Below are 24,519 nucleotides of genomic sequence, written 5' to 3'. Positions count from 1 at the left end.
GAAAAGGTTTATAACCTGGTTTTAAAAAAGAACAACTGGTGAAGAGCATGAAAACCCCTTGTGAATTCTGGGCTGAGGAAGTTATGCCCAACCTCAGGGCAAATGTTGCTAGGATTTTATACTCCAAAGGCTTAACTCAGGCGAAAATAGCGGAACACCTGGGAATTACCCAAGCGATGGTTAGCAAATATCTAACTGGTAAGTATAGAAGGCTAAGTGGTGAACTTGGTAAGGAGGTTGAAAAGGTCGCTCAAGAGGTTGCGGGGCTTATTCTGTATGGGGCAAAAAAGGAAGACTTGGTAAGGTTTTTGAACAGAAAGTTCTTTGAAATGTTCAGGAGCGGAATTCTTTGCAAGGGCTATTTGGATTACATTGGTAGCAGTGATGAGTCTCTATGCCGAGAAATATTCACTGAAGAGCCTTCAAGAACTCAGATTTTAGAAGAGCTTTCCTTGGCCTTAAGTGAGTTGCTTCGTGATGAGAAGTTTTTGGAGTTAATTCCTGAGGTCAGAAGCAACTTTGCCTATTCCCTTCCAAAACCAAAAGAAAAGAACGATGTTGCTGCCATTCCAGGGAGGATAACAGTGGTAAAGGGAAAAGCCTACGCTTTGCCTCCAGAATTTGGGGTGAGCGAACACATGGCAGAAGTATTAATTGGGCTTTCTGAAATTTTTCCCGAAGTTAGAAGTGTTTTGAACATAAGGTACGACGAGAAAATATCGGGTGCCCTTAAAAAGGCAGATTTTAAAGTTGGAACTGTAGAAAAAAGCGAGAGAAGTGAGGAAGAAACCGTTAAACTAATCACCGAAGAGTTTAAGAAAAAAGGGATTCTTGATGCTGTGATAGATAAGGGGGGATTCGGAATAGAACCTTGTGTTTATATCTTTGGCAAAAGCCCAATAGAGGTCGTTGAAAAAGTTAAAAAACTGGAGCGTTTCCTATGAGGCCTTTGAAGTATCTCTACCTCATCTTTCTAATTTATGCCAATCTCTCTCCTAAGGTGCCATCGGTTGGGATAGGAGGAGGGGATAAAATAGCGCATTTTTTGGAGTTCTTATTTCTCGGTCTGATTAGTGGGAGTAAGTTTTACATAGTTTTTCCAATTATTCTTGAATTTCTGCAGGTCTTTATCCCGGGAAGGAGCTTTTCCTTTATGGACATGGCCGCAAACCTAATAGGGTTTGGTGCCGGTTATTTGCTCTGGAGGTGGTGGAATGAAGGTAGTGACCGAAGAGCTTAGGTTTTCCACTAAAGGGGAAATAGATTTGGTGGATATAACCCCTGAAGTAGAGGAGATAGTAGAACGGAGCGAAATAAAAAACGGTCAAGTTCTTGTGTTTGTTCCCGGGGCAACTGGAGCCGTTGTAACAATAGAACACGAGAGCGGCCTCCTTGAGGATTTTAAAAGAATTCTAAAGGAACTTGTACCCAGAGGGGCTGGTTACAGGCACGATTTGATAGACAACAATGCTCACTCCCATCTAAGGGCTACTATCTTGGGACCCTCACTTGTACTCCCCGTTGTTGAAGGAAAAGTTGTCAGGGGAATATGGCAGCAGATATTTTTTGTGGAGCTCGATGTAAGGCCAAGAAGAAGGAGAGTGGTTGTTCAGGTGATGGGAGAGTGAAAACTCGCTTGGGTTTCTCATTTTTATGATTCTGTTCCAATGATTTTCCTTGGAGAAGGGCTTTTGAGGAGCTCTTTCTTGTTTAAATCTTCAAGTGCATAAAGTCCCTTCCAACTATTCCTGCCTCTCTGACCTTTTCTTCCAGCTTCTCATGGGTATAGTTTGAATGGCTTATATGCACGAAGAGCGTTTTTACTGCATTTACTTTTTGTGCGAGCTTAACTGCATCATCCACCCCGAGATGGGTTCTGGGAATTGAATGTTTGTGGGTCATCTCTGCGACGAGAATATCAGCTCCTTGAATTTCTTCCAATGTTTTCTCGTCTCTCAAAATTTCTGGCCCCGTGTCTCCAGTTATGGCGATCCTTTTCTCCCCTATCTCTAGGATGAATCCACCGGCAACTTCTCCGGGCTGGTGAACAACTGGAAAGTGGTTTATCTTGAAGTTCCCAAAATCATACCATTTGTTGAACTCTAAGGGGATGTATCTCCACTCTCTCTGACCCAAAAAAGTTTCTTGCAGGAGCTTCGCAATGCTAAGGGTTTTCTCATGGGAGTAAAAGCTAATCTCTTTAAAAACCTGCAGCTCAGGAAGCCCGGCAATGTGGTCAAAGTGGGGATGAGTTATAAAAACCCTCTCGATTTTTTCATTTAGGTGCTTTAGATGGTAATACAGATCTGGGGAGGGATCTATGAGAGCTTTTATCTTTGGGATGTATATAGAAAACCTTGTTCTTCTGTATTGGGGGAACTTCCTCGCCCTTGTGCAGTTCTCACAAGTGCAAAGGGCTTTAGGCGTACCGCTGTAAGAGCCGGAGCCCAGAAGGATAACCCTCATTTTCCTCCCTCCAAAATTTCCCTCCATACCGGGTTGTTGTGGACAATTACCCACCAATCCTTAAGTTCTTTCCTCTTTCTTCTCCAGTCTGGATGGAATTCCTCAACCAACGTCCAAAACTTTTTGGAGTGGTTCATCTCTATAAGGTGAGCCACTTCATGTGTTACGAGATAGTCAATGAGCTCCGGAGGTAAGGCCAGCATTGCTAAATTGAAGCTTAGGTTCCCCTTTGGGGAGCAGCTTCCCCATCTTGTCCTCTGTTTTCGGATGAAAATTCTTTTTGGCTTGACACCTAAACTCGTAGCACGTTCTTCAACAAGGGGCACCAATAATGTTCTAAGCCCGTTTTTTAGAGTTTTCTCAAGCCTTCTTTTGTCTGAAACGTCTAAAACTTTGTTATCGGTGAAAATCTTTCCATCTTTAAATGGGTAGAACTTTCCCAGATAAGGAAACCCTTGAAGGTTTTTTGCCCTCTCAATTTTCTCAAGCTTTGAGAGTATCCAATCCTCCTTTTCTTTTAGGAACCTTTTAACTCTTCTCGTTGGAGAGACGATATAGAGTTTTCCCTCTGGACTTACGTAGATTCTCACATATCTTACCCTTCTCACGCTGACTTCGTACTGGATCTTCTTCCCATTAAGGTCTATTTCCGGCATATTATCTCTTTGAAGCTTGAAGCTTAAGTATTTATCTAATGAGAACGATTTAATATCTTGGAGTCAAACTTCGGTGGGGTAAACATGAAGAAGATACTTTATGCAATCCTAATAGCAGGATTTTTTGCAATACTCGGCTCTACCATGAGTAAATCTCCAACCTTGCCACTCTATGCTCAAAGTTTGGGGTTGAGCAGGGGGGAGATTGGAATTGTTGCAGCGGCATCAACTATAACGGGTATTTTTATGAACTTTGCCTCAGGGCTTTTGAGCGATATCTATGGGCGAAAAAAGCTTCTTAAAATAAGCGGCTTTGTATTCTTCTCTGCGCCCCTTCTTTACTTCTTTGCTAACAATGCTATAGCGTTAGCTTTGGTAAGGGCCTACTATGGGATAGCAACTGCTATATTTGTTCCTGTTTCCCTTGCTTTAATCAGTGACTTATATTCTGAAAAGAAAGGTACTTTTATGGGGATTTTAAGTTCTGCAACTCTCGTGGGGAGAGCCATTGCTCCGTTATTGGCAGGAAGCTTAATATATTTCACAGGATTTTGGATTGTTTTTATTTTGTGTTCTTTCTTTGGATTTACAACCTTTGCAATAACTTTTACGTTACCTGAAGCAGAAGGAGAATTAGAGAAGTTTGAGTTTTCATTTAGTTCCACCCTCTTTCTTCTTGGTCTGTTGGATGCAGCTGTTTATATGGCTTATCAAAGTATTGAAACATTTTTACCTCTTTTCTACTTTCTTGAAGACAAAGCTTGGCTTTCGGGATTAATCCTTACAATTGAGATTTCGCTAATGGCAATTGTGAAACCCTACGCTGGTTACTTAAGTGACAAGATTGGGAGAATAAAGCCAATAATTGTGGGAATGAGCATGGTAAGTCTTGCCATGCTTATCTTTGCTCTCTCAAATTCCCTCTCACTAATAATCGGAGGGGCAGTTTTATTTTCACTCGGCGCTTCAGTAAGTGAAGCTTCAACCAAGCCTTTGGCAACAGAAATTTCAAAGCTTAGAGGCACAGCGTTAGGTTTTTTGGAGAGTATAAAAGACATAGGCCAAGCTCTGGGCCCAATCTTGGTTGGATTTTTAGGTTTTAGGTTTGGCTTTGCTTTTGTTGGAATCTTTGGGATGGTGATATTGGGAATATTTATGTTGATGTTTAAAGGGATGAAATCGAGGGATGAACATGACGCTTTCATTTGAACCTGTGTGGTTTGATTCCTTGGGAGCCAAGAGTTCATGTGTCTTCGTTAAAACACCTGATATCTCGATCTTAATAGATCCGGGTATTGCTATTATGCAGCCGAGTTTTCCAGCCACTGAAGAAGAGAAGATCGAATGGCTTATTGAGGGGGAGAAGGCAGTAAAAAAGGCCAGTGAAAAGGCCGATATTATTGTAATTTCTCACTATCACTACGATCACTACTTTCCAAGCGATTTAGATGTGTATGAGGGAAAAACACTCTTAGTTAAGAACCCAAATGAGTATATAAACGATTCCCAGAGAGAACGAGCCGAGTATTTTTATTCCAGTCTCTACAGGTATTATGGAGACCTAAAGTTGGAGGATATCTGGAAAGAACCAGAATCGCGAGAATATCCAAATCCAATGGAAGAGCTACCAATAGCAGTCTCCAAGGATTTCGGAGATTACAACAAGCGAAGGAAACAACTCCTTGAAAAAGGCCTTAAGTGGTTCAGAAATAGGGTCAATAAATGGAATCGAAACCCAAAAATTCCTGAGATGAGTTTCAAGAATCTTCGAGTTGTGTTTGCCGATGGGAGAGAATTTCAGTTTGGAGACACAAAAGTCAAATTTACGAAACCTCTCTTTCATGGAATAGAGTTTTCAAGAGTGGGTTGGGTGATTTCAACTGTTATTGAGCATGAAGAAGAAAAGTTAATCCATTCAAGTGATTTAAATGGCCCTATAATAGAAGACTATGCGGAGTGGATAATTAGAGAAAATCCAGATATCTTAGTCTTAGACGGCCCTATGACATATATGCTTGGTTACCTCCTCAATAAAATCAATCTAAGAAGAGCAATTGAAAATGCGGTTAGAATTGTGAAAGAGACAGACGCAGAGGCTATTATCTACGATCACCATCTCCCACGGGAGCGTCATTTTAGGGAACATACGAGAGAGGTGTGGGAAGTTGGAGAAAAGCTCAACAAAAGTGTTTTAACGGCCGCCGAGTTCTTGGGGAAGAAGCCAAAAGTTTTGGAAATCAAAAAAGGAGCTTAAAAATTAAAAAAATAAGAATATTCTTTGAGTACTTTTCTTAAATATCTACTTACCCTTTCGGGGGAAAAGCACCAAGTTGCTGTAGCATGTTAAGCATATCATATCCCCACCACATTTTTGCGATTTTGTCTCCTTCAAAGCGGTATATAGCAACTCCTCGGATGGTTACTTGCCTGTTGGTTGGGGGAATGCCCATCATCTCAGCCTTATGGGTTCCAGTGGCTGTCCATCGTTTTACTATCTTGTCGCCTTGGGCAATAGTATCTTCAATAGTTACATGAAAGTCCGGAAATACCTTATGGTTAAAGAGCACCCATTCTTTAAACTGTTCAAGAGTTTTAACATCTGGGTTAGCAGGGTCGTGGTTTACAAAGTTTGGCGCATGGAACTTGTCTATTAACTCTACATTTCCCGTGTTCCAGATTTCCTCTACTATTTGCTGGAGAATCTTTTCTTTTTCTGAGGTCATTTCTTATCACCTCCCTTCATGCTCTTCTGAATGTTATTCCGATATTGGCATCTCTGGCAATATCTGTTATTCAAAAAAGTTGATTGAGTTAACTTATTATTGGAAGTGTCAGTGTCCGAAAGATATATACTTTTGCATATTATGTCAAACTAAAGTAACATTAACTTTACATAAAGAAAAGTTAAAAATTAGAAACATGAAAGAGAGGCATCACTTTAAAATAATTCTTGCGTCAACTATGACTGCTCCTTCTCCCTCGGGATAAACGAAGACCGGGTTCAAGTCCATCTCTTTGATGTAATCCTTGAGGTCATCAACGAGCTGTGAAACTTTTAGCATCATATCTACGATGGCCTTCATGTCTGCTGGAGGCTCCCCCCTTGCCCCAGCTAGGATTGGATATCCTTTGATGCTCTTTATCATCGCCCAAGCATCTTTTTCTTCAATTGGGATTATCCTGAAGGTTACGTCTTTGAGAATCTCCACGAAGATTCCACCGAGACCAAACATTATTGCGTGGCCAAACTGTGGATCCTCTGTGACACCGATAATGATCTCTCTTCCAGGCTTGAGCATTGGGGCTATCAATACACCCAAAATTTCCGCATCTGGCCGGTATTTCCTTGCATTTTCGTGAATTTCTTCCCATTTCTGTTTGAGTTCTTCATCGTTTTTTATGTTAAGCATAACGACTTTTGCATCGCTTTTGTGGAGAATCTGTGGAGACATGAGTTTCATAACGACTGGATACCCTATTTCGTTTGCGTATTTTATGGCCTCATCGAGGGTTTTCGCAAGCTTTTCCTCTGGAAGTGGCAAGCCATAAGCTTTTAAAACCTGCTTTGCTTCGTATTCAACCAAAGCCTTCCTACCTTGGGCCAAAACCTCTTCAATCACTTTCAAAGCTTCATCTTTCATAATTACCCCCCCATAATAAGGAAATAAGGAGTGAATCACTCCTCCTTTAACTTTTCAAGATATTTGGAGTATTGTACTAAGCCAGCTAATGCTCTAACTCCTCTTTCTGGTGTTGGATAGACGGGAACTCCTTTTTCTTCAAGTATCTTTGCATAATACTCTGTCTTTTTACCGCCCATGGCAACCGCAACTATTGGTTTTTCACTCTTCTTTGCGTAGTCCGCTAAGATTCCTATTATTTCCTCCTCATCTAAGAGCGGCACTTGAAAGAGAACGATTACCACTATTGCATCAACGTTTGGATCGTTTACAAAAGCTTCAATTGCGTATTTGTACCTTTGGGCATCTGTATCTCCAACGACATCAGTCGGATTTCCTGCAACTGCGTGTGGTGGGAAGTGCTCCTTTAGATATTTGATGGTCTCTTCGCTAAGTTCGGCCATTTTAAGACCAAATTTGGCAACGGCATCACTTGCCATAACTCCCGCTCCACCACCGTCTGTAATTATTCCAACTCTGTCTCCTTTTGGAAGCTTGCACTTTGCAAATGCCTTTGCTACGTCAAACATGTGCTCAAAGTCTTCTGCCCTTAAAATCCCCGTCTGCTTGAACACTGCATCATAAATCACATCAGCCCCCGCTAGGCTTCCGGTGTGGGAAGATGCAGCCTTTGCACCATATTCTGTCCTTCCACTCTTGAGGGCTATAACAGGCTTTACCTTTGTTATCCTTTTCGCAGCTTCGATGAATTTTCTGCCATCTTTTACTCCCTCTATGTAGAAGGTGACGACCCTTATGGAGTCATCGTAAATGAAATAATCCATTAGATCAGCATCGTCTACGTCTATTTTGTTACCATAGCTTACCATCTTTCCGATTCCTATCCCAGCTAAAGCTGCCCAGTCGAGCATTGCTGCGGCAAAAGCACCACTTTGAGAAACGAAAGCTATTGGACCGCTCTTAGGTCTGTCCATTTTTTCCTCAGGCAGGAAAACCGTATCAACACCTGTATCAGGTACGTAAACTCCAACACAGTTGGGTCCTATGACCCTTATCCCGTTTTCCCTTGCTATTTGAAGGATTTCCTCTTCCATTTTCTTTCCTTCTTCGCCGAGCTCTCCAAAACCACCGGTAATAATTACTACTGCCTTTATTCCCTTTTCTGCAATTTCTCTCATTGTGTTTGGCACAAAGGGAGCTGGAATTGATATTACTGCTAAATCAGTGTCATCTGGGAGTTCTTTGACGCTCTTGTATACTTTATACCCCTCGATTTCATCAAGCTTGGGGTTTACGGGGTAAATGTTGCCCTTAAAAATGCCCTGCTCTTTGTTCCTTTTGAAGTTCTCAAAAATAACGTTTCCAACTTTTCCTTTTTTGTTTGTGGCTCCTATGATTGCGACAGCCTTGGGTTCGAAGAAGGGTTTGAGTTCTTCGACAATTTTTGGGCTTTTCATGGTATCACCTCTAAAATTTTATGAATAAAGTTCCACTTGAACTTTATCTTCTTGTGTATAAAAGTTTTATGTAGGTAAAATAAGCTCCCTGATGAATCAATAAAGGCATTATTGCCCAAAAATTGGAAGAATATCAAATATTGCTGTGAAGTTCACTCAAAAATTTGAGACTTTTAATAGCATCGTCGAAGGTTTTTATCTCTAAAGACATGGGAACTTTGGGTAGTTTTTTCATTACCTCTCTCCAAGGGACCGTGCCTTCTCCTAGAGCCAAATGAGAGTCTTTTGTGCCGTCATTGTCGCTTAAGTGTATGTACACTATCCTGTCTCTTAAGAGTTCAATAAATTCGTCAAAGTTTCCAGTTGTTGTGTTTAAGTGTCCCACATCAAATGTCACACCTATGTTGGTTCCATCAACGAGTTCTGCTATCCTTTCTGGAGTTTGACCATCAAGTATCCAGAAGGAGGGCATATTCTCTAAAGCAACCTTCACACCTATCTTTTCTCCCACTCTGTCTATTTCTTCTAGAGAGCGTTTTTGGACTTTTTCGTAAGCTTTGGGAAACTTTCCACTTAGTGGGGACTTGTGTGCTGGATGAATTACCACAAGCAAGGATTCCATTCTATGTGCTACCTCCAGAGTCTCAAAGATAATGTTGAGAGAAGCTCTCCTTATTTTTTCGTTTAACGATCCTATGTTTATATCGCTGAATGGAGCGTGGATAACGCTTTTTAAACCATTGTTTTCTAAAAACTCCTTGTGCATCTTATAGTTGTACCTGTTAAGCTCGTGATACCCTTCATTGACGATCTCAACAAAATCAACGTTGAGATTCTTAATTTTGTGGAGAGCGAGGCTTAAGCTTTTATCAAATAGACACTGAGTTGACACTCCCATCACTTTTTCTCACCGGAGAGGTATAAAAGAAAGGCTATAAAAATATCATCCTTGAGACTTTGGCAGGAAGGGAATAAGCCAGCTTAAAAAGCTATCTATGCTTCTTGTTTGTATGTATAATGTCCCAGTACCGTAGAACTCCGCTACAAGTCCTTCGCCACCAAAGATAGTGCTTTTTATTCCCCCAACCCTTCTTACCTTAAAATCGAGACCCTCTGTAAAGGCCACTAAATGGCCGGTGTCTATTATGAAGCGCTCATCTCTAAGCTCCTTTTTATATATTGCTCCAAAGCTTGAAAGGAATATCGTTCCTTCTCCGGTTAGTTTAAGCAGAAAAAGCCCTTCTCTTGAGAAAAAGGTCTTTGCACCGCCGAATTTAGTGTCTATCTCTATATTCTCAGAACTAGCTAAAAATGCTCCACTCTGAGCATATAGGGTTCCTCTCAACTCTAATGCCTCTATGTCTCCCATATACGGCGGGGCTAGGCCGATATTTCCTTTACCTCCTCTAGCTCTAAAGGTGTTTATGAATATGCTTTCTCCTCCAAGCATTGACCTTTTTAGGGCTTTAAAAACTCCGCCTGTCTTTGTTTCTATTTCTACATTTGGGCTCATATGAACCATTGCTCCGGGTTCTGCCTTAATGGCCTCCCCATCCTCCAATTCTACCTCAACCAAGCTAAAACTTGGTCTTTGAATAATCTCGTATCTCATTTATAACACCAAAAGAAATTTGGTGATTTAGGTATATAAGCCCTTTTATCTTATTTCTCTCTTGTCTATTTGACCTTTTGCGTAGGGGCAGAGATCCTGCAGGGGACACTCGTTGCATTTTGGGTTTATAGGCTTGCATATTCGTTTTCCGTGGTCAACCATTGCATGATTCACATATATCCATAGATCCGTGAGTATTAATTGTTTGAGGTATTCCTCGACTTTCTCCGGTGAAACCTTCGGAGGAGCTAAGCCGAGCCTTTTGCTGATTCTGTTTACGTGGGTATCCACTGGAATCGTCTGCTTTCCAAACCCGTATGCTAAAACTATGTTTGCACATTTTCTCCCTATACCCGGGAGCTTCATTAGTTCTTCAATTCTGTCTGGAACTTTACCACCATATTCTTCGAGAATTATTTGAGAAGCCCTTACTATCCACTCGCCTTTCGTTTTCCAGAGGCCAACACCGTTCTTCCTCAGAAACTCTTGCATCTCTTCAATGGGTGTGTTCGCTATCGTCTCGATGTTCTTGTACTTTTTAAACAACTCCCTCCACACTTTGTAAGTCACTTCATCCCTCATCCTTTGGGAGATTATGCAGTGAATCAGCGTTTTGTAAGGATCCCCAATGAGGATTTTTTCTCTAGGATAGGTCTCTATGAGTTTTTTGACTATCTCTTGGGCACGTTTTTTCTTTTCCTCCCAGCTCTCGTTAAATGTAAATCCATCAGACTTGGATGATTGTAAGTTTGTTTTCATCATGAACCACCAATACAGTGTTTTTTGCAAGCCTAACTTCTTTAAGTTTCTCGAATTTCTGGTTAAAAATCTTGTGTCCTCTGTGGTTCAAGATTAAAACCTCATCGTCAAAGACAACTGCAATAATGCTTTCTCCGAGAAGTAAATCTTTAATTTCCTTTTCAAATTCAAGTGTTGTGGAAAATATCTCTTCTTTGCTTAGCTCTATTGCCGTTAAGTCAGTGACCTTAATGACCTCTGGCTCTGCATATATGGCCTTGAACTTGAGAGGCTTTCCCAGCAGGTCTATTTCCAGAACATCACCTTCTCTGACTTCTTTTCCCTTGAGCTTTGTTTTTATGACTTCAATGAAATCGGGAGTTAGAGGTGCCTCAAACAGGGGTTTTAATATGAGTTTCACAATTCCCACCCCAGTAGTTGTACTTCGTGAACTAATTAAGGGTTTTTAGGGACAAAGTTTATAAAGATATATCTTTTGATATATCTGGTGATATAATGGAAAGGCCAAAATATAGGGGATATTTGAAGCTTCTTATCCTTCATTTGCTTGAGGAGAAGCCTCTACACGGCTATGGTATAATGGCGGAGCTTGAGAAAAGGTACGAAATACCGAGCCCAAGTGCTGGAGCAATTTATCCTTTGCTGGCTAATTTAAAGAAAAACAAGCTTATTGAGGTTGTTGAGACAGAAAAAAGAGAGAAAAAACTCTATAGGATTACGGAGAAGGGAAGGGGTTATCTTCAAGAGCATCAAAATGAGCTGAAGGAGGCTCTTGAGAAGGTTGATCGTTTTAAAGAATTTTCTAGACTTGGAGGCAGGAAGTTGTTTAAAACAATAAGAGAAATTATGGAAGTTTTGCCCTCACTTTCGGAGTCTCAAAAGGCTGAAATCTCGGAAGAAATTGAGAATTTTACGAAGAGAATAAAGCTGATACTTCTCGGAGGTGAGTAGAATGTATGCCATTGAAGTTGAGAATCTCGTCAAGAAATATGGTGACTTTGAGGCTGTAGAGGGGATTTCCTTTAAGGTCAAGAGAGGAGAAATATTTGCCTTTTTGGGGCCGAATGGTGCGGGTAAAACAACTACGGTTCATGTTCTAACTACTCTCCTAAAATTGACCTCGGGAAAGGCCATTGTAGCTGGACATGACGTGGTTAAGGAACCAATGGAAGTGAGAAAGAGGATAGGAATAGTGTTTCAAGATCCAAGCCTTGATAGGGAGCTGACTGCTTATGAAAACATGTATATTCACGGAAGGATATATGGATTGGGAGGGAATGAGCTTAAAAACAAAATAGAGGAGCTTTTGAAGTTTGTGGAGCTTTGGGAGTTTAGAAATAAGCCTGTAAAATATTTCTCAGGTGGTATGCAGAGAAGACTTGAAATTGCAAGGGCTCTTCTTCACGAGCCTGAAGTGTTATTTTTGGATGAGCCGACAATAGGGCTTGACCCTCAAACAAGAGCCCACATCTGGGAGTACATCAAATCCATGAAGGAAGAGCATAACATGACGATCTTCCTAACCACCCATTATATGGATGAAGCGGAGCAGTTAGCGGATAGGATAGCGATTATGGATCATGGCAAGATAATTGCTGAAGGAACAGCAGAGGAGCTCAAAAAGCTTGTCGGTAATGATGTTATATATCTCAAACTTGAGGCTCCAGAAGACCTCAAATGTCTCAAGGCTGAATTCATTAGAGGATGCAAACTTTTATCGGATGGAAGGGTTAGACTTGAAGTTGTAAACGCCGCAGAAGCTTTGCCTAAGATATTTGATCTTGCTAAGGAGCGAAATGTGAAAATTGTCGAGGTAACTTACCACAGACCAACGCTTAACGACGTCTTTCTGTACCTAACGGGGAGGGAGATTAGGGATGAAGAGGAGACAAATACTTTGGCATCAATGATAAGGATGAGAATGAGGAGGTGAAGTAAATGAGGGCTTTAACAACAATGGCATACAGACAGATCAAGCGATTTACACGGGCACGCTCAAGAGTTGTGGGAATGATAGTTAACCCATTAATATGGCTCGTGTTCTTCGGGCTTGGATGGAGTAAGGTTTTCGACAATCCAATGGCTAGGGCAATATTTGGAGGCGTTGACTACCTAACGTTTCTCGCTCCAGGTATATTTGCAATGACGATCTTCAATCAGAGCTTTATAGGTGGAGTCAGCGTCATATGGGACAAGCAGTTTGGCTTTCTCAAGGAAGTTTTGGTAGCTCCGGCTTCCAGAAAGGAAGGGATACTGGGCAGAATCCTTGGCGATTCATTGGTGACCTTGACACAGGGGACGATAATTCTCCTCTTGACGTTCCTCTTAGCGGAGAACCTTAAAATTAGTGGTATCTTGCCGGCTTTGGGGGTTGGATTTCTCCTCGCGGTTGCATTTTCAGGATTCGGAGTTAGCTTAGCCTTGAGGATGGAGAGCATGGAAGGGTTCCAGATGATAATGATGGTTCTCATGCTGCCTTTAATCTTTCTCAGTGGTGCAATGTACCCAATAGACACAATGCCCTCATGGATGAGAGCCTTAGCTTACATCAACCCCTTAACCTACGCAGTTGATGGAGCAAGACATTTCCTTGTTGGAGAAAACGTAACAAAATTTGCCCTAACAACTGACGTTGGAGTACTAGCGTTGCTGGCTCTTTTCCTTGTGGGAGTAGCCATGATTGAATTTGAAAAAGCTACAATAGGTTGATTTTAGCTTTTTCCTATTTTTCATAGCTTATTTTAAGTGCCTCAACAAGAGGAAGTTTTTCTCCAGCAAAAAAGGCTAACATTGCTCCACCGCCCGTGCTTATATGGGAGATTCCCTTTATGTTGTACTTGTATATGCTTGCTATTGAATGTCCCCCACCAACAACTGAGAATGCCTCACTCTCTCCTATGGCCTTAAAGACCTCCACAGTGCCCTTTGCAAACTCTTTTATCTCAAAGACTCCCATAGGACCGTTTGCAACTATTATAGCAGCCTCCTGAAGTATTTCTCGATACTTTTCTATTGTTCTGCTTCCTATGTCCCTGATCGGTCTCTCGTCAAAAATCCATTTTTTATCGCTCAACAGATCTACTTCGACTCTCTCACCTTTGTATTCAACTGCAAAATCTACTGGAGTTCTTACGTAAGGATAAAACTCATTCAGTATCTTTTCCGCCCAATCTATGAGTTTTATTAATCCTCTTTTCTCAAGAAAGCTTATGTTCGCATCCCCAAGATCAAACCCCTTTGCCAGAGTGAAGATTTGGCCGACCAAACCGCCTGTTAAAATCAAGTCGGCTTTTCCGTTCCTCAAAACATTCTCTGCAACTCTAAGTGAGTCCTCAACTTTTGCTCCACCTAATACATAGATTTTGGGTTTTTCCTCGCTTTCATATGCCTTATTCAATGCTTTTAGTTCTCTCTCCATTAAAAATCCGGGTATCATTGGTTTTAACCTTGCAAAGCCGACCAAAGATGGCTGTGATCGATGAGCTGCGGCGAATGCGTCTGTAACTACGTAATCTATCAGGGGGCTAAGCTTCCTAACGAAATACGTATTCTCACACTTTTCTAAGGGAGCTTGTTTGGTTTCCTCTGCCGCAAATCTGAGGTTCTCCAACATAAGTATTTCACCGGGTTTTAAAGAGGCTATCGCTTCCCTTGCACATTTTCCAAAGACATCTTCCACATATTTCACTTCAATACCTAGCAGGGAGCTTAGTATTTCGGCATGCTGTTCCGTGGTTAGGTAGTCTTCTTCATAGGGCTTGCTCTGATGAGTTCCAACAACAACCTTTGCATTGTGTTCGAGTAGGTACCTTACGGTGGGTAAAACAGCCCTAAATCGGGCATCGCTGATTATCTTTCCATTTTTGACAGGTGAATTTAAATCCGCCCTAAAAAAGACTGTTTTCCCGTGATAGTTAAATTCTGTCAGCTTAAACATTTTCTCACCTGAGAGAATGTAAATGAGAAATGGTTAAAAGATTATTTTAAACACCAATGGTGATAGGCGTATTATGCAAAACTAATTTATATGAAAAACCCCTATTTTATTATGTGAGCGTGATACTATGGAATGGACGTTGGAAATATTGAACTTTGCCTCTGATGAGGATATAATTCGTATCGTTCAACGACTCATTGAATCCTTGGGGTTTAAAGAAGCCGAGAGAGTAAGAGCTGAAGAGTGGAAAATCGACTTCATAGCCTTACGTGAGGATCCAATATCTGGGCTTGAGAAGTATGCAATAAAGGTAAAAACAAAAGGGTTAGCATCTTCTAAGGAAGTTGAAGAATTTGCAGAGGCCATCATAAAAGCTAAAGCAGATAGAGGGATTTTTCTTTCTGTTAGTGGATTCACAAAAGATGCAAAAGTGCTCCTGGGGAGAGAGTACAAGGGGAAAATAATTCCTTGGGATGGAGAGAGGTTTGTTAAGGAATTAAATGACAGGGAAATTCCAGTACCCCATGAGTTAGTTGAAAGGCTCAAAAAGGAGAAAATGGAGAAAGAAGAAGAGGCCAAAAGAAGGGGCATGTTGAAGGTTATACGTTTGGATGCACCATTGTTATACTCGTTTTCACCCAATAAAATTCTTGAAATGGTCGTATCGCTCATGGAATCTCGGTATAAAATCAAACGAGAGGACATTTTCCTAGAAGAGCTGGTAGTTGAGCTTTCTACCGGCTATATAATCCTGTGGTCTGCTAAAAAAGACACAGAGGAGGTAAAAGACAAAGCAGTAATTTTGTCAAAGGAAGAAGTAATCCCTTTTGTAAGCAGAGACGTTGAATTGGAAAGAAAAGTATCAAGAGCCCTCTTGGAAAGCGAGTCTGCAATAAAAGCTAGTGAAGTTGAAATAACATTCCCCCATTTCTCAAAATGAGGCGGTGATAGCTCTCAAATTAAAACTTGCAGATGAACTTGAGATTCCCCAAACGAATATCTATCTAAGTTCTAGAAGGAAGGTTTATGTCCCGAATAGAGCTCTATTGACACTCAAAGTGGGCATAAATTCTGCCAAGGCTGAAGTCGATCTTAAAACGAATGACATTAAAATAGACATAACCCCTCTTCCAAAGGAAAAGCTCATTGAAATAGCCAGAGAAGAGTGCAAAAAATCTCTCGGAGAGAACCCAGAAGAAATTTCTGTAGAGGAAAAAGATTCCGTAGCTATTATAAGTGGACAAACTAAACGGTTTGTTTTTGGGATTGCTCTGCATCTTTACAGTGGTAGGATCATGAAAAGAAAGTCAAAAATGAAACGTGAGGCAATATTCTCTGAAATCGCCAAACTGTATCCTGACGGAGAAGTGATATTCTTTGATGAAAAAGAAAATAGGGCAATAGTAGACGTGATGACTCCAAAGGAAGTCGTGGTTCTTGAATTCAACTTAGAGAACGGTGAACATAAAGTAGTTGCAAACCTCCTTCATCCTTATCAGATTGCAAATTCTGCTAAGAACCTTATTGAAAAGAATTTTGACATAAAGGGGCTTGAGCTTGTTGACTTCAAATTCTACGATGCAACCCATTTAGAGCTACTCCTTGAGAGTGTTGACGGGAAGATTAAGGTAAATGCCGATGGAAAAACGGGAGACATAATAGATTATTTCGTTGAGATAAGTCCTCAGAAAGCCAGAGAGATAATCCTCCAAAAATATAAGGGATGGGAAATAAAGAAGCTGGAGAAGGAGAATGAAGCTTACGAGGCTGAGCTTGAGAATGACAAATCTATTCTAAGAATATCCCTTAGCAAAGATGGAAAAATTTTGAACGAATTAGATAGACAGCTGAAAATTGAGGTGGTAAGGGAGATAGCGGAGAAATTCTTGGAAGAGAAAGGAATACCTGCAACCATAAAGGAGATAAAACTTAATGAGAACTGGAAAGTTAAATTTGTCGGAGAAGAAAGAGTGGGAGAGCTTCTGATAGGTAGAAGTTCTGGGGAAATACTAAAGAGCGACGTTTTCCTGACTGAGATAGTGATTGAGGAGAGCTACAAGAGGTATATACTGGAAAAGTTCAATGAAAAGAACCTCAATACGGAAAGGATAGTCGTTTACAAGGAAAAAGGATATGCAGTGATAAAACTAGTAGGCGATAAGTCGATTTACTATGCAAAAATAGATCTGAGAAGTGGCAAGATTTTGGAGGAAGACACGTTGCCCAAGAAAGGTTTGATGGCAAAGATAAAGAAAATCCAATTAGAGGCAAAATATAAGTAATTAGGTCATCAAGAGGCTTTCGATTAATTTTATTGCCTCTACTATTTTTGTTTCTGGTACTTCTTCCTCTGGCAGTTCCAAGTTTATTACGAGTCTCTCTTCTTGTGCTTCCTCATCTAACCCGTAAACCTCGAGCTCCTCTACGTCTACGTCTTCAAAGAAGTTCTCAATCTCTGGCCCTATTACCTTCTTGTCATTTCCGTAAACTTCCACTCTAATAAGGTCATCTTTGGAGGAAGCAACAACTGCTATTTCGTAATCACCAATCTTTTTTGTGAACTTAATAAGGTTTCCATAACCTAAAACCTCTTCAGTAAACCCAAGCTTTTTCATGACTCCCCTTATTCTCTCAATCTTTGCCTTCATCCTGTTTAGTATCTTATCTCTCAATTTATAACTCTCTTCGAGGGCTTTCTTTATGCCCTCACCAGCTTTTTCTACCTCACCTTCCCATATTCCGACTATCTTTATCCCAGAAGAAGTTGGTTTAAGCTCAATTTTTAGGTTCTCTATGTCAAAATCTTTTAAGTCTTCAATCTTAAGCTCGCTAAGGCTGAGTATCTCAAATTCGATTCTAACTAAATTGCCAAAAGCTTTCCCCTTAAATTTCAAAGGGCATCACCTAGAATGGGGAAGGCAAGTGGGTTTAAAAACTCTTCTATATGGGATCAATGAAAATAATAAAAAAGAGAGCAATCATTTCCTTCTCCTAAGTAGGGCAAGCGGAATCAGAGAGAATGCTAAAAGGGCTGCAGGTCCACACGTTGATTTGCTCTCTGTTGGAGATGTTGTTTTAGTTGTAGTTTGTGCCCCTCCGATCGTCTTTTCGAATGTTGCTCTATTTCCATAGAAGTCCACGGCTACTGCTCTTATGGTGTATTCATCTGCATCAACCCCTGGAATTTCTGCCATAAAGTAGTCTGCTTGTCCCCCGCTTGACTGCACTGCTGGATATTTTGTGACTTTCCCATTGGCTTCTATTTCCACGTAGATGTCTCTAATTCCAAGGTTGTCTTTGGCACTTATGTAAACCTTAAATGGCTTTCCTTTCATTGGTTTTGAAGGAGTCAAGTATGGAATGCTTATTTCAGGTTTTTCTGTGTCCTTGCCTTTGCTTATTACGAGCTGTGATACTCCTTCTGGAACGACTATTTCAAACAGTTCGTAGGTCTTATCTCCAATCTTTCTTTCTCCAAGAAGCTTGTAAGTGACGTTTGTAACACTTGCATCAACTTGTGCTCCTTCTGGGACTTCTATCGCAAACTTTCCGCTCTCTTCTCCGAGTAGGTTTATGAACTTGACGGCACTTCCAAAATCTGTCGTCCACCTAAATGTTATGAACTCTTGGGGAACTGGGAGGGAGATAAAGTCATTGAAAAGGTTTCCAAATCTCTTCTCAACTTCTGGAAGTTTGACATTCCCATTCTCATCTATTTCCACTATATTGGATCCATACCATGTTGGACTTCTGTTTGGTCTTGGGGGGTTTGTCTCTTTGTCAGGGGCTCCTGTTGATGTTAGTGTAACGAACCAGTGTTCGTTGCCGTTCTTATCTACATAGATGTGAAGCTTGTCGTGGTGAATGTGTCCACTCATGATAAGCTTTATGTTGTACTTTTCAACATCTTGGAGGAATCTCCTAGCTATGTCTTCCGTTGTTTTCTCTGGCCCCCCGATCCAGTAATAGCTGACATACTGAGTAAGGTTTGCCCAGTCCTTATCATCAAACGCCGTAAATCCTTCAATCCTTCCTCCAATCCACCCTTGAGGTGCGGAATACCAGTAGGGGTGATGGACAATCACTATTGGTATCTTGTCCGGGTGTTCTTCAAGAACCTTTTCCATCCATTCGAGCTGGTTCATATATGGGTGGGCTTCGTCTCCGTGGGAGTCTAGGGCTATAATGAGGAACTTTCCTATGGTGAGGTAATAGTCTGTTGGTCCTATCAGCTTGGGATAGTAGTTTGGTGGGTCATCGTGGTTCCCTTTGACTATTATCGTTGGCCTTCCAGCTGCGGCTGCCCTAGAAATTATGTCAAAGAGCATTTTGTATCCTTTGCTATCTCCGGCGGTATCAACAACGTCTCCAGTGTTTATTATAACATCAACCCTATTGTCCATGCTCCAATATGTATAAACACTGTCTGTGGCAACGTAGCTGTGGAGTGGAACGATTAGACCTCCATCACAAAGTTCTTGTATTTTCTTGATATCCCTCTGGAAGTATTCTCCGCATACGTAACCGAACTTAGTCCCGCTGGTAACGTGGGTATCGCTTACATGTGCTATTCTGAGTACCTTTGGATATTCCTTAAGAACCCATACACCGTTGGGTATAATTACTTCTCCTTTGTTTGACTTAACTTGGAGGAAATACACATCTGGAACAGCATTTTCAGGTATTTTGGCTTTTATTGTGTCCCCTTTCTCCAAAATTTCAAGCTTATACGGACCGTTCATAACTGAGACAATTGTAAGCTCTGTAATCTCAACGCCTTCTTGAGGCTGTATTTCTATTGTCTCTCCCGGAAGTGCTATAGCAGGAGCTCCGGGCATTGGCATCTTTAGGACATCTCCCGGGAGTGCTTCTGCACTTGCTGGGTTTACATTAATCAAGGACAAAGTCAGAAACGCCAGCAAAAATGCAAGTGTTCGCCTCATGGTATCACCAAAATAGTAGAGAACTTAAACATTAAAAAAGTTGTCACTCTTCTCAAGGGTTCCATCTTAACGCTGCAACTGCAAACCCCATAATCTTCTCTGCGAGTTCACTCTCTCCTCCAAGCTTTTTGTAAAGCCGATAACTTTCCCATATCTTGGAATAAAGCTTTTGGGCTTCCTTTACTTTCAATGCTCTGGTTGCTACATATAACCTCGTTAGGTGTATACCCATTTCCAGTAGGTAAAAGTCAGCTCGACTGAGAGGGGGCAAGAATAATGGGTGTATATCTTCATATGTTGGAACCAGTGAACACTCTAAGACATGCGTTCTTCCCAATTTGTCCTCTATTTCCCTCTCAACGAATTCTATTCTCCCTTCTATACTGGGAAGGCCCTTTATCTTCTTGATAGGGATCGATTTCGCATTTTCAAATTCTACTTCAACTGGTAGGTTAAGAGCGGCTTTTACCAATAGCTCGACGTCCCACGTTATGTGGAGGACTCCATAAGGATGCTCTTTTATATCATTGGCGCTCTTACCCTCAAAAAGCCTGAAATTCAATCTGTTGCCCTTTCTAGTAATTCCTACTGGGGTTATATTTGACTTTGTTGTAAGGAGGACTTCGTAGACCTTTCCCTCTTTTAAAATTTCCATTGCTCAACCTCCAAAGGAAAAAAAGAGAATTAGAGACTTTGTTTGGGAAGCACAAGGACATCGTTTCTGTCTATGTAGAAGGTCACTTCCCCTTGGGGTCTTAGATGGGCAACGTCTTTATCGTTTATTGTTCTGGCGATTATCCTCTTTTCTCCAAACAGTCCAACGACTTCAATGAAAAATCCATAGTACTCTATAAGGTCAACTTTGCCCGTTATTGCCACGGCATTTTCAATAGGATGCAGGCTGATGCGCTCCGGTCTTATTACTATAACAACTTTGTCGTTTTTCTCCTTGTATGTAAGTCCATCAAGTCTGAAGTTTTCAAATTCGACCGTTACCTTGTCTCCATCTCTTTCCACAACTTCAGCTGGAATTACATTGGTTTTTCCCATAAACGATGCGACAAACTCGGTTTTTGGCTCTTCGTAGATTTCCTTTGGTGTGCCCACTTGTTCTATCTGTCCTATGTTCATCACGGCTATCCTATCGCTTATCGCCATTGCCTCTTCCTGGTCGTGAGTGACATAGAGAACTGTAATTCCAAGCTCCCTTTGTATTCTTCTTATTTCCGATCTCATCTCCAGCCTAAGTTTTGCATCTAGGTTTGAGAGGGGCTCGTCAAGCAGAAGTAGCTTTGGCTCTACTACTAGGGCTCTTGCTATTGCAACTCTCTGCTGCTGACCACCACTGAGCTGTGTGGGATATCTATCTTCATATCCCTGGAGTTTAACTAATTCAAGAGCCCACTTTACCCTTTTCTCAATTTCCTGCTTGGGAAGCTTTCTTATTTTGAGCCCATAAGCAATGTTGTCGTAAACTGTCATATGGGGCCATAATGCGTAGTTCTGGAAAACCAAGACAGCCCCTCTTTCACTTGAGCTTTTGTAAGTTACCTCTTCATCGTCGAAGTATAAATGTCCTTCGTCGGGAAAATCTAAGCCGGCGATTATTCTCAATGTGGTTGATTTTCCGCACCCACTTGGTCCAAGTAAGGTAAACAGTTCTCCGTGTTTTATGTGGAGATTGATACCTTTCAAGGCCACGGTTTCACCAAAAGTTTTCACTATGCCCTCAAGTTTGACTTCAACCATATTCTCACCTCATGTTAATCCGATGAAGGAATACCTCTGCTTTGTGATAACATTAACCACCACAATCGCTGTTATCTGCACCACTATTAAGAGAACACCTAAGGCTGCTGCTATGTTTATACTTCCAGCCGCAGACATCAGTACTTCTTTCATGAATGCCGTTATTGGTGCTTGTGCCATGTTTATTGAACCGAGGGTTATTCCAACGCTTGTTTCGCTCATTGAATAGACAAAGCTCAGCATTGCTCCACCAAAAACATTTAGAGATATCAGAGGCATTAAAATTCCCGTTATCGTTTTCCATCTTGAAGCACCGAGGTTTATAGATGATTCTTCTAGGGATACATGAACCTGCTGCAGACCTGCATAAACAGACCTTGCCGCAAATGGGAGTCTTCTTATGGAGTAAGCAAGTATCAGCACCAATGCTGGATTAAATCCATAAAGTGATGTCGGATTTAATGGCGAATTCTCGGGAGTTACCGCTGAGAAGAAATAGAAGTATCCCATTGCAACTACAATTCCTGGTACTGCAATTGGAAGTATCACTATACTTTCCAAGATAGGACTCAGAACACCTTTGAATCTGCTTGTAGCATAGGAAGAGGTTATCGAAAGGAGCACTATGAGGATTACAGCAGCTCCGGAATATGTAAGGCTGTTTACGATAAACCTTCTGACGTCAGGATTTAATATCATCTCCTTGATGTAGTCAATTGTAAACCCTTGTGGAAGGACTGTTGTAGTCCATCTCTCAGAAAAGGCAAGCATGATCACACCCAATTGCGGAAAGATTGTAATTAACAATGCTGGGAGGAGGACCAAGTATATTAAGAGAGCTTGCCATGGTTTTGGATCGCTTATTCTCGGCTTCCACCTTCCACCTTTACTTAGCATTGCATATTGTCTCAAGCTTACGTACTTCCTTATACCAAGGAAAGCAATTATTGCTAGGGTCAGCATTATTATTGAAAGAGCGGCTATTTCTGGGCTTCTTTCTCCAAGGCCGTAGATGAATTTGCTGAATATCTGGTATGACATAAGCTTCTTGGCCAGTGGGTCTCCATGGAAGACGATTGGCGCTGCCAAGTCTTCAAGGCTGAATATGAAGACTAGAGTTGCCCCTGCAGCAATTCCGGGAAGGGCAAGGGGAAATGTTACTGTTCTGAAGAGGTGGAATCCTCTACTTCCAAGGTTTTCTGCCTGCTCCTCAAGAGTAGGGTCTATGTTGATAAAGCTCGCGTAGGCATTCAAATAAACGATTGGGTAATAGGCCATAGATTGGGCTAAAACTACACCTGCCAAACCATCTATTTTAATTCTAAAGGGAAGAATATGAAGGACTTCATGGAAAATATAGTTTATGAGTCCAAATTCACTAAACATCTGCTTTATGACATAAGCATTCACAAAAGGAGTTACCAACAATGGGATAAAGAGGGCAATCCTAAAGAAGTTCTTCCCTTTGAAGTTGTATCTCGCCATTACAAAGGCAAAGACGGTTCCCAAAATTGCCGTAAAGAGCGTTACTAATGCGGCAACAACAAGAGAGTTTAGCACAACTCCAAAATCCAAACCCCTGATTAAATATAAGCTCTCACCAGTTGAGGTTGTTAACTTTTGAGCGAACTCTCCTTGTGGAGGGAGTTGGATATAGTAAGAATCCATCAATATGCTCTTAAACCAGTGGAGGGAGATATTTCCATCATATGTAAAGGCAATGAGCAGCATAGACAAAACGGGAACTATCAAGAACACTATCAGATACAAGAGGGGAAAAATGTAAGAGAAAGCGACAAGGGGCTCAAACAACGGAGTCCCAAACAGTCTTTCACTCCATTTGCTAACCTTCATCCTTGCACCTCCGCGAGGACACTTTGGTATTTTTCTCTTGCAGCGTCTCTCCATTCTTGCATTAGGGTGTCTCTAAATGAAGAATCCTTTGCAAGCCTGTCGTTGATCTTCTTTGCATATTCTTCTGTTAAGGTTACAGTTTCTCCAGTATCTGGATCTTTGAACTTTACAGGCTCAAGGAGCTTAGCTTTCAGCTCTTTGTACTTGTCCTCACTTATCTTCCCTTCCTTGTAGGCTTTTACTAATGAAACCCATGCTCTGTGGAGTTCTTGGTTTGCATCGACTAATGTAGCTTTGAAGTAGAGTTGCATTGAGTTCACCGTTGCTAGGGCTTCATTGTCATCGAATTCTATTCCCTGTGTCTTTAAGGCACTCTCATAGGCCTTCTTTAGGTCGGGTCTCTTTTGTCCTTCAGGAGTATCAAAGACACTTGGATTGACTGGCAGTCTGTTTATCTCCTCATCAAGCCATATCTTCTGTCCCTCTGTTAGAACCCAATAGATAAATGCCTGTGCAGCTTCTTTGTTTTGGGAGTTTACAAGAAGGGCTATAGGATCACCGTTTATAATACTCTGTCCCTTTGGAATGATGTATTCACAAGCTGGATTCAGCTTCATTGCGGTGTATCCATAAAAGTCAATTGTGTTTCCAACGGCTATGTCTCCGGCAATTACGGCTTCTCTAACGGCGTCACTGGCATCATAGATCTTTGAATTTGCAGCAATTAGTGTGAGAATCTTCCATCCCTCGTCCCATCCAAAAGCCTGAAGAATTATCTGGTAAATCCTTGTGTTTGAAGTACTTCTTGTAGGATCGGCAATTCCCACTTGGGGTGGATCCATTGCAAAGGTCTCGCTTGCTATTTCTTCCCATCTCTGGGGAACAGGAAGGTTCCATCTCTTAAGAACGTCATGATTCACGGTAAATCCAAATGAAGATAAAGCAGCTGCAATCCAGTATATTTTCCCATCATTTCCTTTTCTTACCATGGGCATTCCAGCAATTGTTTCTTGAATCTGGGTGCCAATAAGCCCCAGAACTTTTTGATCATCTATAGGAGCAAGGTAATTGTTCTTGAAAAGATCGTCAAAGAGTGTTGGGCCTCCTCCCCATCCAATATCGGCTCCTTTTTCTATGTAAGTTGGCCATAATGACTCAGGAGCCTTTATGAACTTTATATCCTTAATATTGTATTGTTTTGCTATGTCGCTTTGGAGGAACATCTTCTTTGCCATCACTTGTATTGTCACGTCATGTCTCGTTAAAACGACAAGGGTTATTCCTTTTCCTTCTGTCTGTGTTCCTGTTTTGGTTTCTCCTCCGATACATCCTGCGGCAACTACACTGAACAACACGATGAACAAAACCGAAAGGCTCGCAAATTTTTTCATCAATGCTCACCCCTTTTGAAGTTCAGGTGCCTATTTTTAAATTTTGTCATAAAA

Annotated in this window: 26 protein-coding genes; 10 read left to right on the top strand and 16 right to left on the bottom strand. The window is 41.3% G+C overall.

What is annotated here, in order from left to right; genetic code table 11:
* The first annotated feature begins 47 nt into the window (after positions 1 to 47).
* The 3 genes from ACZ5NL_RS04780 to ACZ5NL_RS04770 are packed head-to-tail and all read left to right on the top strand — an operon-like array spanning position 48 to position 1,628.
* Complete coding sequence (locus tag ACZ5NL_RS04780) at positions 48 to 944, top strand: thiamine-phosphate synthase family protein (protein WP_464843317.1); 897 nt, start codon at positions 48 to 50, stop codon at positions 942 to 944.
* A complete protein-coding gene (locus tag ACZ5NL_RS04775) occupies positions 941 to 1,240 on the top strand; it encodes a VanZ family protein (protein WP_464843202.1) in 300 nt (99 codons plus the stop codon). The genes ACZ5NL_RS04780 and ACZ5NL_RS04775 overlap by 4 nt, the downstream gene beginning before the upstream one ends.
* Complete coding sequence (locus ACZ5NL_RS04770) at positions 1,215 to 1,628, top strand: secondary thiamine-phosphate synthase enzyme YjbQ (RefSeq protein ID WP_464843200.1); 414 nt, start codon at positions 1,215 to 1,217, stop codon at positions 1,626 to 1,628. The genes ACZ5NL_RS04775 and ACZ5NL_RS04770 overlap by 26 nt, the downstream gene beginning before the upstream one ends.
* Positions 1,629 to 1,710: 82 nt before the next feature.
* On the opposite strand, the gene ACZ5NL_RS04765 is transcribed toward ACZ5NL_RS04770, so the two are convergent.
* Together ACZ5NL_RS04765 and ACZ5NL_RS04760 are read right to left on the bottom strand one after the other, a co-directional pair.
* Positions 1,711 to 2,466, bottom strand: a complete 756-nt coding sequence (locus tag ACZ5NL_RS04765) for an MBL fold metallo-hydrolase (RefSeq protein ID WP_464843198.1) — start codon at positions 2,464 to 2,466, stop codon at positions 1,711 to 1,713.
* The gene (locus ACZ5NL_RS04760; RefSeq protein ID WP_464843197.1) at positions 2,463 to 3,122 is read right to left on the bottom strand and encodes a M48 family metallopeptidase; all 660 of its coding nucleotides are present in this window, start codon (positions 3,120 to 3,122) and stop codon (positions 2,463 to 2,465) included. Before ACZ5NL_RS04760 ends, ACZ5NL_RS04765 begins: the two co-directional genes overlap by 4 nt.
* A gap of 84 nt (positions 3,123 to 3,206) precedes the next feature.
* On the opposite strand from ACZ5NL_RS04760, the gene ACZ5NL_RS04755 reads away from it, so the two are divergent.
* Both ACZ5NL_RS04755 and ACZ5NL_RS04750 read left to right on the top strand, forming a co-directional pair.
* Entirely contained in the window at positions 3,207 to 4,331 is a 1,125-nt protein-coding gene (locus tag ACZ5NL_RS04755) for an MFS transporter (protein ID WP_464843196.1), read from the top strand.
* A complete protein-coding gene (locus ACZ5NL_RS04750) occupies positions 4,315 to 5,376 on the top strand; it encodes an MBL fold metallo-hydrolase (protein ID WP_464843195.1) in 1,062 nt (353 codons plus the stop codon). The genes ACZ5NL_RS04755 and ACZ5NL_RS04750 overlap by 17 nt, the downstream gene beginning before the upstream one ends.
* A gap of 49 nt (positions 5,377 to 5,425) precedes the next feature.
* Here ACZ5NL_RS04750 and ACZ5NL_RS04745 read toward each other — a convergent pair whose 3' ends face one another.
* From ACZ5NL_RS04745 to ACZ5NL_RS04715, 7 genes are all read right to left on the bottom strand, one after another.
* Positions 5,426 to 5,845 carry an ester cyclase gene (locus ACZ5NL_RS04745; protein ID WP_464843193.1) on the bottom strand — a complete coding sequence of 140 codons (420 nt, stop codon included), beginning with the start codon at positions 5,843 to 5,845 and terminating at the stop codon, positions 5,426 to 5,428.
* A 210-nt stretch (positions 5,846 to 6,055) separates the two neighbouring features.
* Positions 6,056 to 6,763 (bottom strand): acetate--CoA ligase family protein, encoded by a 708-nt coding sequence (locus ACZ5NL_RS04740; RefSeq protein ID WP_087035732.1) that lies wholly within the window; start codon positions 6,761 to 6,763, stop codon positions 6,056 to 6,058.
* A 35-nt stretch (positions 6,764 to 6,798) separates the two neighbouring features.
* Entirely contained in the window at positions 6,799 to 8,220 is a 1,422-nt protein-coding gene (locus ACZ5NL_RS04735; protein WP_464843191.1) for an acetate--CoA ligase family protein, read from the bottom strand.
* Between the two features lie 133 nt (positions 8,221 to 8,353).
* A complete protein-coding gene (locus ACZ5NL_RS04730) occupies positions 8,354 to 9,118 on the bottom strand; it encodes a sugar phosphate isomerase/epimerase family protein (RefSeq protein WP_464843189.1) in 765 nt (254 codons plus the stop codon).
* A 45-nt stretch (positions 9,119 to 9,163) separates the two neighbouring features.
* Complete coding sequence (locus tag ACZ5NL_RS04725) at positions 9,164 to 9,832, bottom strand: TIGR00266 family protein (RefSeq protein ID WP_464843187.1); 669 nt, start codon at positions 9,830 to 9,832, stop codon at positions 9,164 to 9,166.
* Positions 9,833 to 9,877: 45 nt separating this feature from the next.
* The gene (locus ACZ5NL_RS04720) at positions 9,878 to 10,591 is read right to left on the bottom strand and encodes an endonuclease III domain-containing protein (RefSeq protein WP_464843185.1); all 714 of its coding nucleotides are present in this window, start codon (positions 10,589 to 10,591) and stop codon (positions 9,878 to 9,880) included.
* Positions 10,560 to 10,991 (bottom strand): DUF6849 domain-containing protein, encoded by a 432-nt coding sequence (locus ACZ5NL_RS04715; protein WP_464843184.1) that lies wholly within the window; start codon positions 10,989 to 10,991, stop codon positions 10,560 to 10,562. Before ACZ5NL_RS04715 ends, ACZ5NL_RS04720 begins: the two co-directional genes overlap by 32 nt.
* A gap of 95 nt (positions 10,992 to 11,086) precedes the next feature.
* Here ACZ5NL_RS04715 and ACZ5NL_RS04710 point away from each other — a divergent pair, with 95 nt between their 5' ends.
* The 3 genes from ACZ5NL_RS04710 to ACZ5NL_RS04700 are packed head-to-tail and all read left to right on the top strand — an operon-like array spanning position 11,087 to position 13,300.
* Positions 11,087 to 11,542 (top strand): PadR family transcriptional regulator, encoded by a 456-nt coding sequence (locus ACZ5NL_RS04710; protein ID WP_464843183.1) that lies wholly within the window; start codon positions 11,087 to 11,089, stop codon positions 11,540 to 11,542.
* A 1-nt stretch (position 11,543) separates the two neighbouring features.
* Positions 11,544 to 12,524 carry an ATP-binding cassette domain-containing protein gene (locus ACZ5NL_RS04705; RefSeq protein ID WP_464843181.1) on the top strand — a complete coding sequence of 327 codons (981 nt, stop codon included), beginning with the start codon at positions 11,544 to 11,546 and terminating at the stop codon, positions 12,522 to 12,524.
* 5 nt (positions 12,525 to 12,529) lie between these two features.
* Entirely contained in the window at positions 12,530 to 13,300 is a 771-nt protein-coding gene (locus tag ACZ5NL_RS04700; RefSeq protein WP_464843179.1) for an ABC transporter permease, read from the top strand.
* A gap of 13 nt (positions 13,301 to 13,313) precedes the next feature.
* Here the strand turns inward: ACZ5NL_RS04700 and ACZ5NL_RS04695 are convergent, their stop codons facing one another.
* On the bottom strand, positions 13,314 to 14,528 hold the full coding sequence (locus tag ACZ5NL_RS04695; protein WP_464843178.1) for a phosphoglycerate kinase: 1,215 nt from the start codon (positions 14,526 to 14,528) through the stop codon (positions 13,314 to 13,316).
* 127 nt (positions 14,529 to 14,655) lie between these two features.
* On the opposite strand from ACZ5NL_RS04695, the gene ACZ5NL_RS04690 reads away from it, so the two are divergent.
* The gene (locus ACZ5NL_RS04690) at positions 14,656 to 15,468 is read left to right on the top strand and encodes a restriction endonuclease (RefSeq protein WP_464843177.1); all 813 of its coding nucleotides are present in this window, start codon (positions 14,656 to 14,658) and stop codon (positions 15,466 to 15,468) included.
* Positions 15,469 to 15,472: 4 nt separating this feature from the next.
* Positions 15,473 to 16,810, top strand: coding sequence for a hypothetical protein (locus ACZ5NL_RS04685; protein ID WP_464843175.1), 1,338 nt, complete (start codon positions 15,473 to 15,475; stop codon positions 16,808 to 16,810).
* Here ACZ5NL_RS04685 and ACZ5NL_RS04680 read toward each other — a convergent pair whose 3' ends face one another.
* The 6 genes from ACZ5NL_RS04680 to ACZ5NL_RS04655 form a co-directional block, all read right to left on the bottom strand.
* Positions 16,811 to 17,422, bottom strand: coding sequence for a hypothetical protein (locus tag ACZ5NL_RS04680; RefSeq protein ID WP_004069798.1), 612 nt, complete (start codon positions 17,420 to 17,422; stop codon positions 16,811 to 16,813). It abuts the gene before it with no gap.
* Positions 17,423 to 17,506: 84 nt separating this feature from the next.
* Positions 17,507 to 19,471, bottom strand: a complete 1,965-nt coding sequence (locus tag ACZ5NL_RS04675) for a metallophosphoesterase (protein ID WP_464843174.1) — start codon at positions 19,469 to 19,471, stop codon at positions 17,507 to 17,509.
* 52 nt (positions 19,472 to 19,523) lie between these two features.
* Positions 19,524 to 20,126: a DUF447 domain-containing protein gene (locus ACZ5NL_RS04670; protein ID WP_464843173.1), complete on the bottom strand. Its 603-nt coding sequence runs from the start codon at positions 20,124 to 20,126 to the stop codon at positions 19,524 to 19,526.
* A gap of 29 nt (positions 20,127 to 20,155) precedes the next feature.
* A complete protein-coding gene (locus ACZ5NL_RS04665) occupies positions 20,156 to 21,220 on the bottom strand; it encodes an ABC transporter ATP-binding protein (protein WP_464843171.1) in 1,065 nt (354 codons plus the stop codon).
* Between the two features lie 9 nt (positions 21,221 to 21,229).
* Positions 21,230 to 23,074, bottom strand: a complete 1,845-nt coding sequence (locus ACZ5NL_RS04660) for an ABC transporter permease (protein WP_004069808.1) — start codon at positions 23,072 to 23,074, stop codon at positions 21,230 to 21,232.
* Positions 23,071 to 24,465: an ABC transporter substrate-binding protein gene (locus ACZ5NL_RS04655; protein WP_252743152.1), complete on the bottom strand. Its 1,395-nt coding sequence runs from the start codon at positions 24,463 to 24,465 to the stop codon at positions 23,071 to 23,073. Before ACZ5NL_RS04655 ends, ACZ5NL_RS04660 begins: the two co-directional genes overlap by 4 nt.
* Between the last annotated feature and the right edge of the window lie 54 nt (positions 24,466 to 24,519).

The sequence above is a fragment of the Thermococcus aegaeus genome (assembly GCF_055393685.1).
The sequence above is the reverse complement of the archived record's forward strand: the minus strand, read 5'-3'. Positions and strand labels throughout refer to the sequence as shown.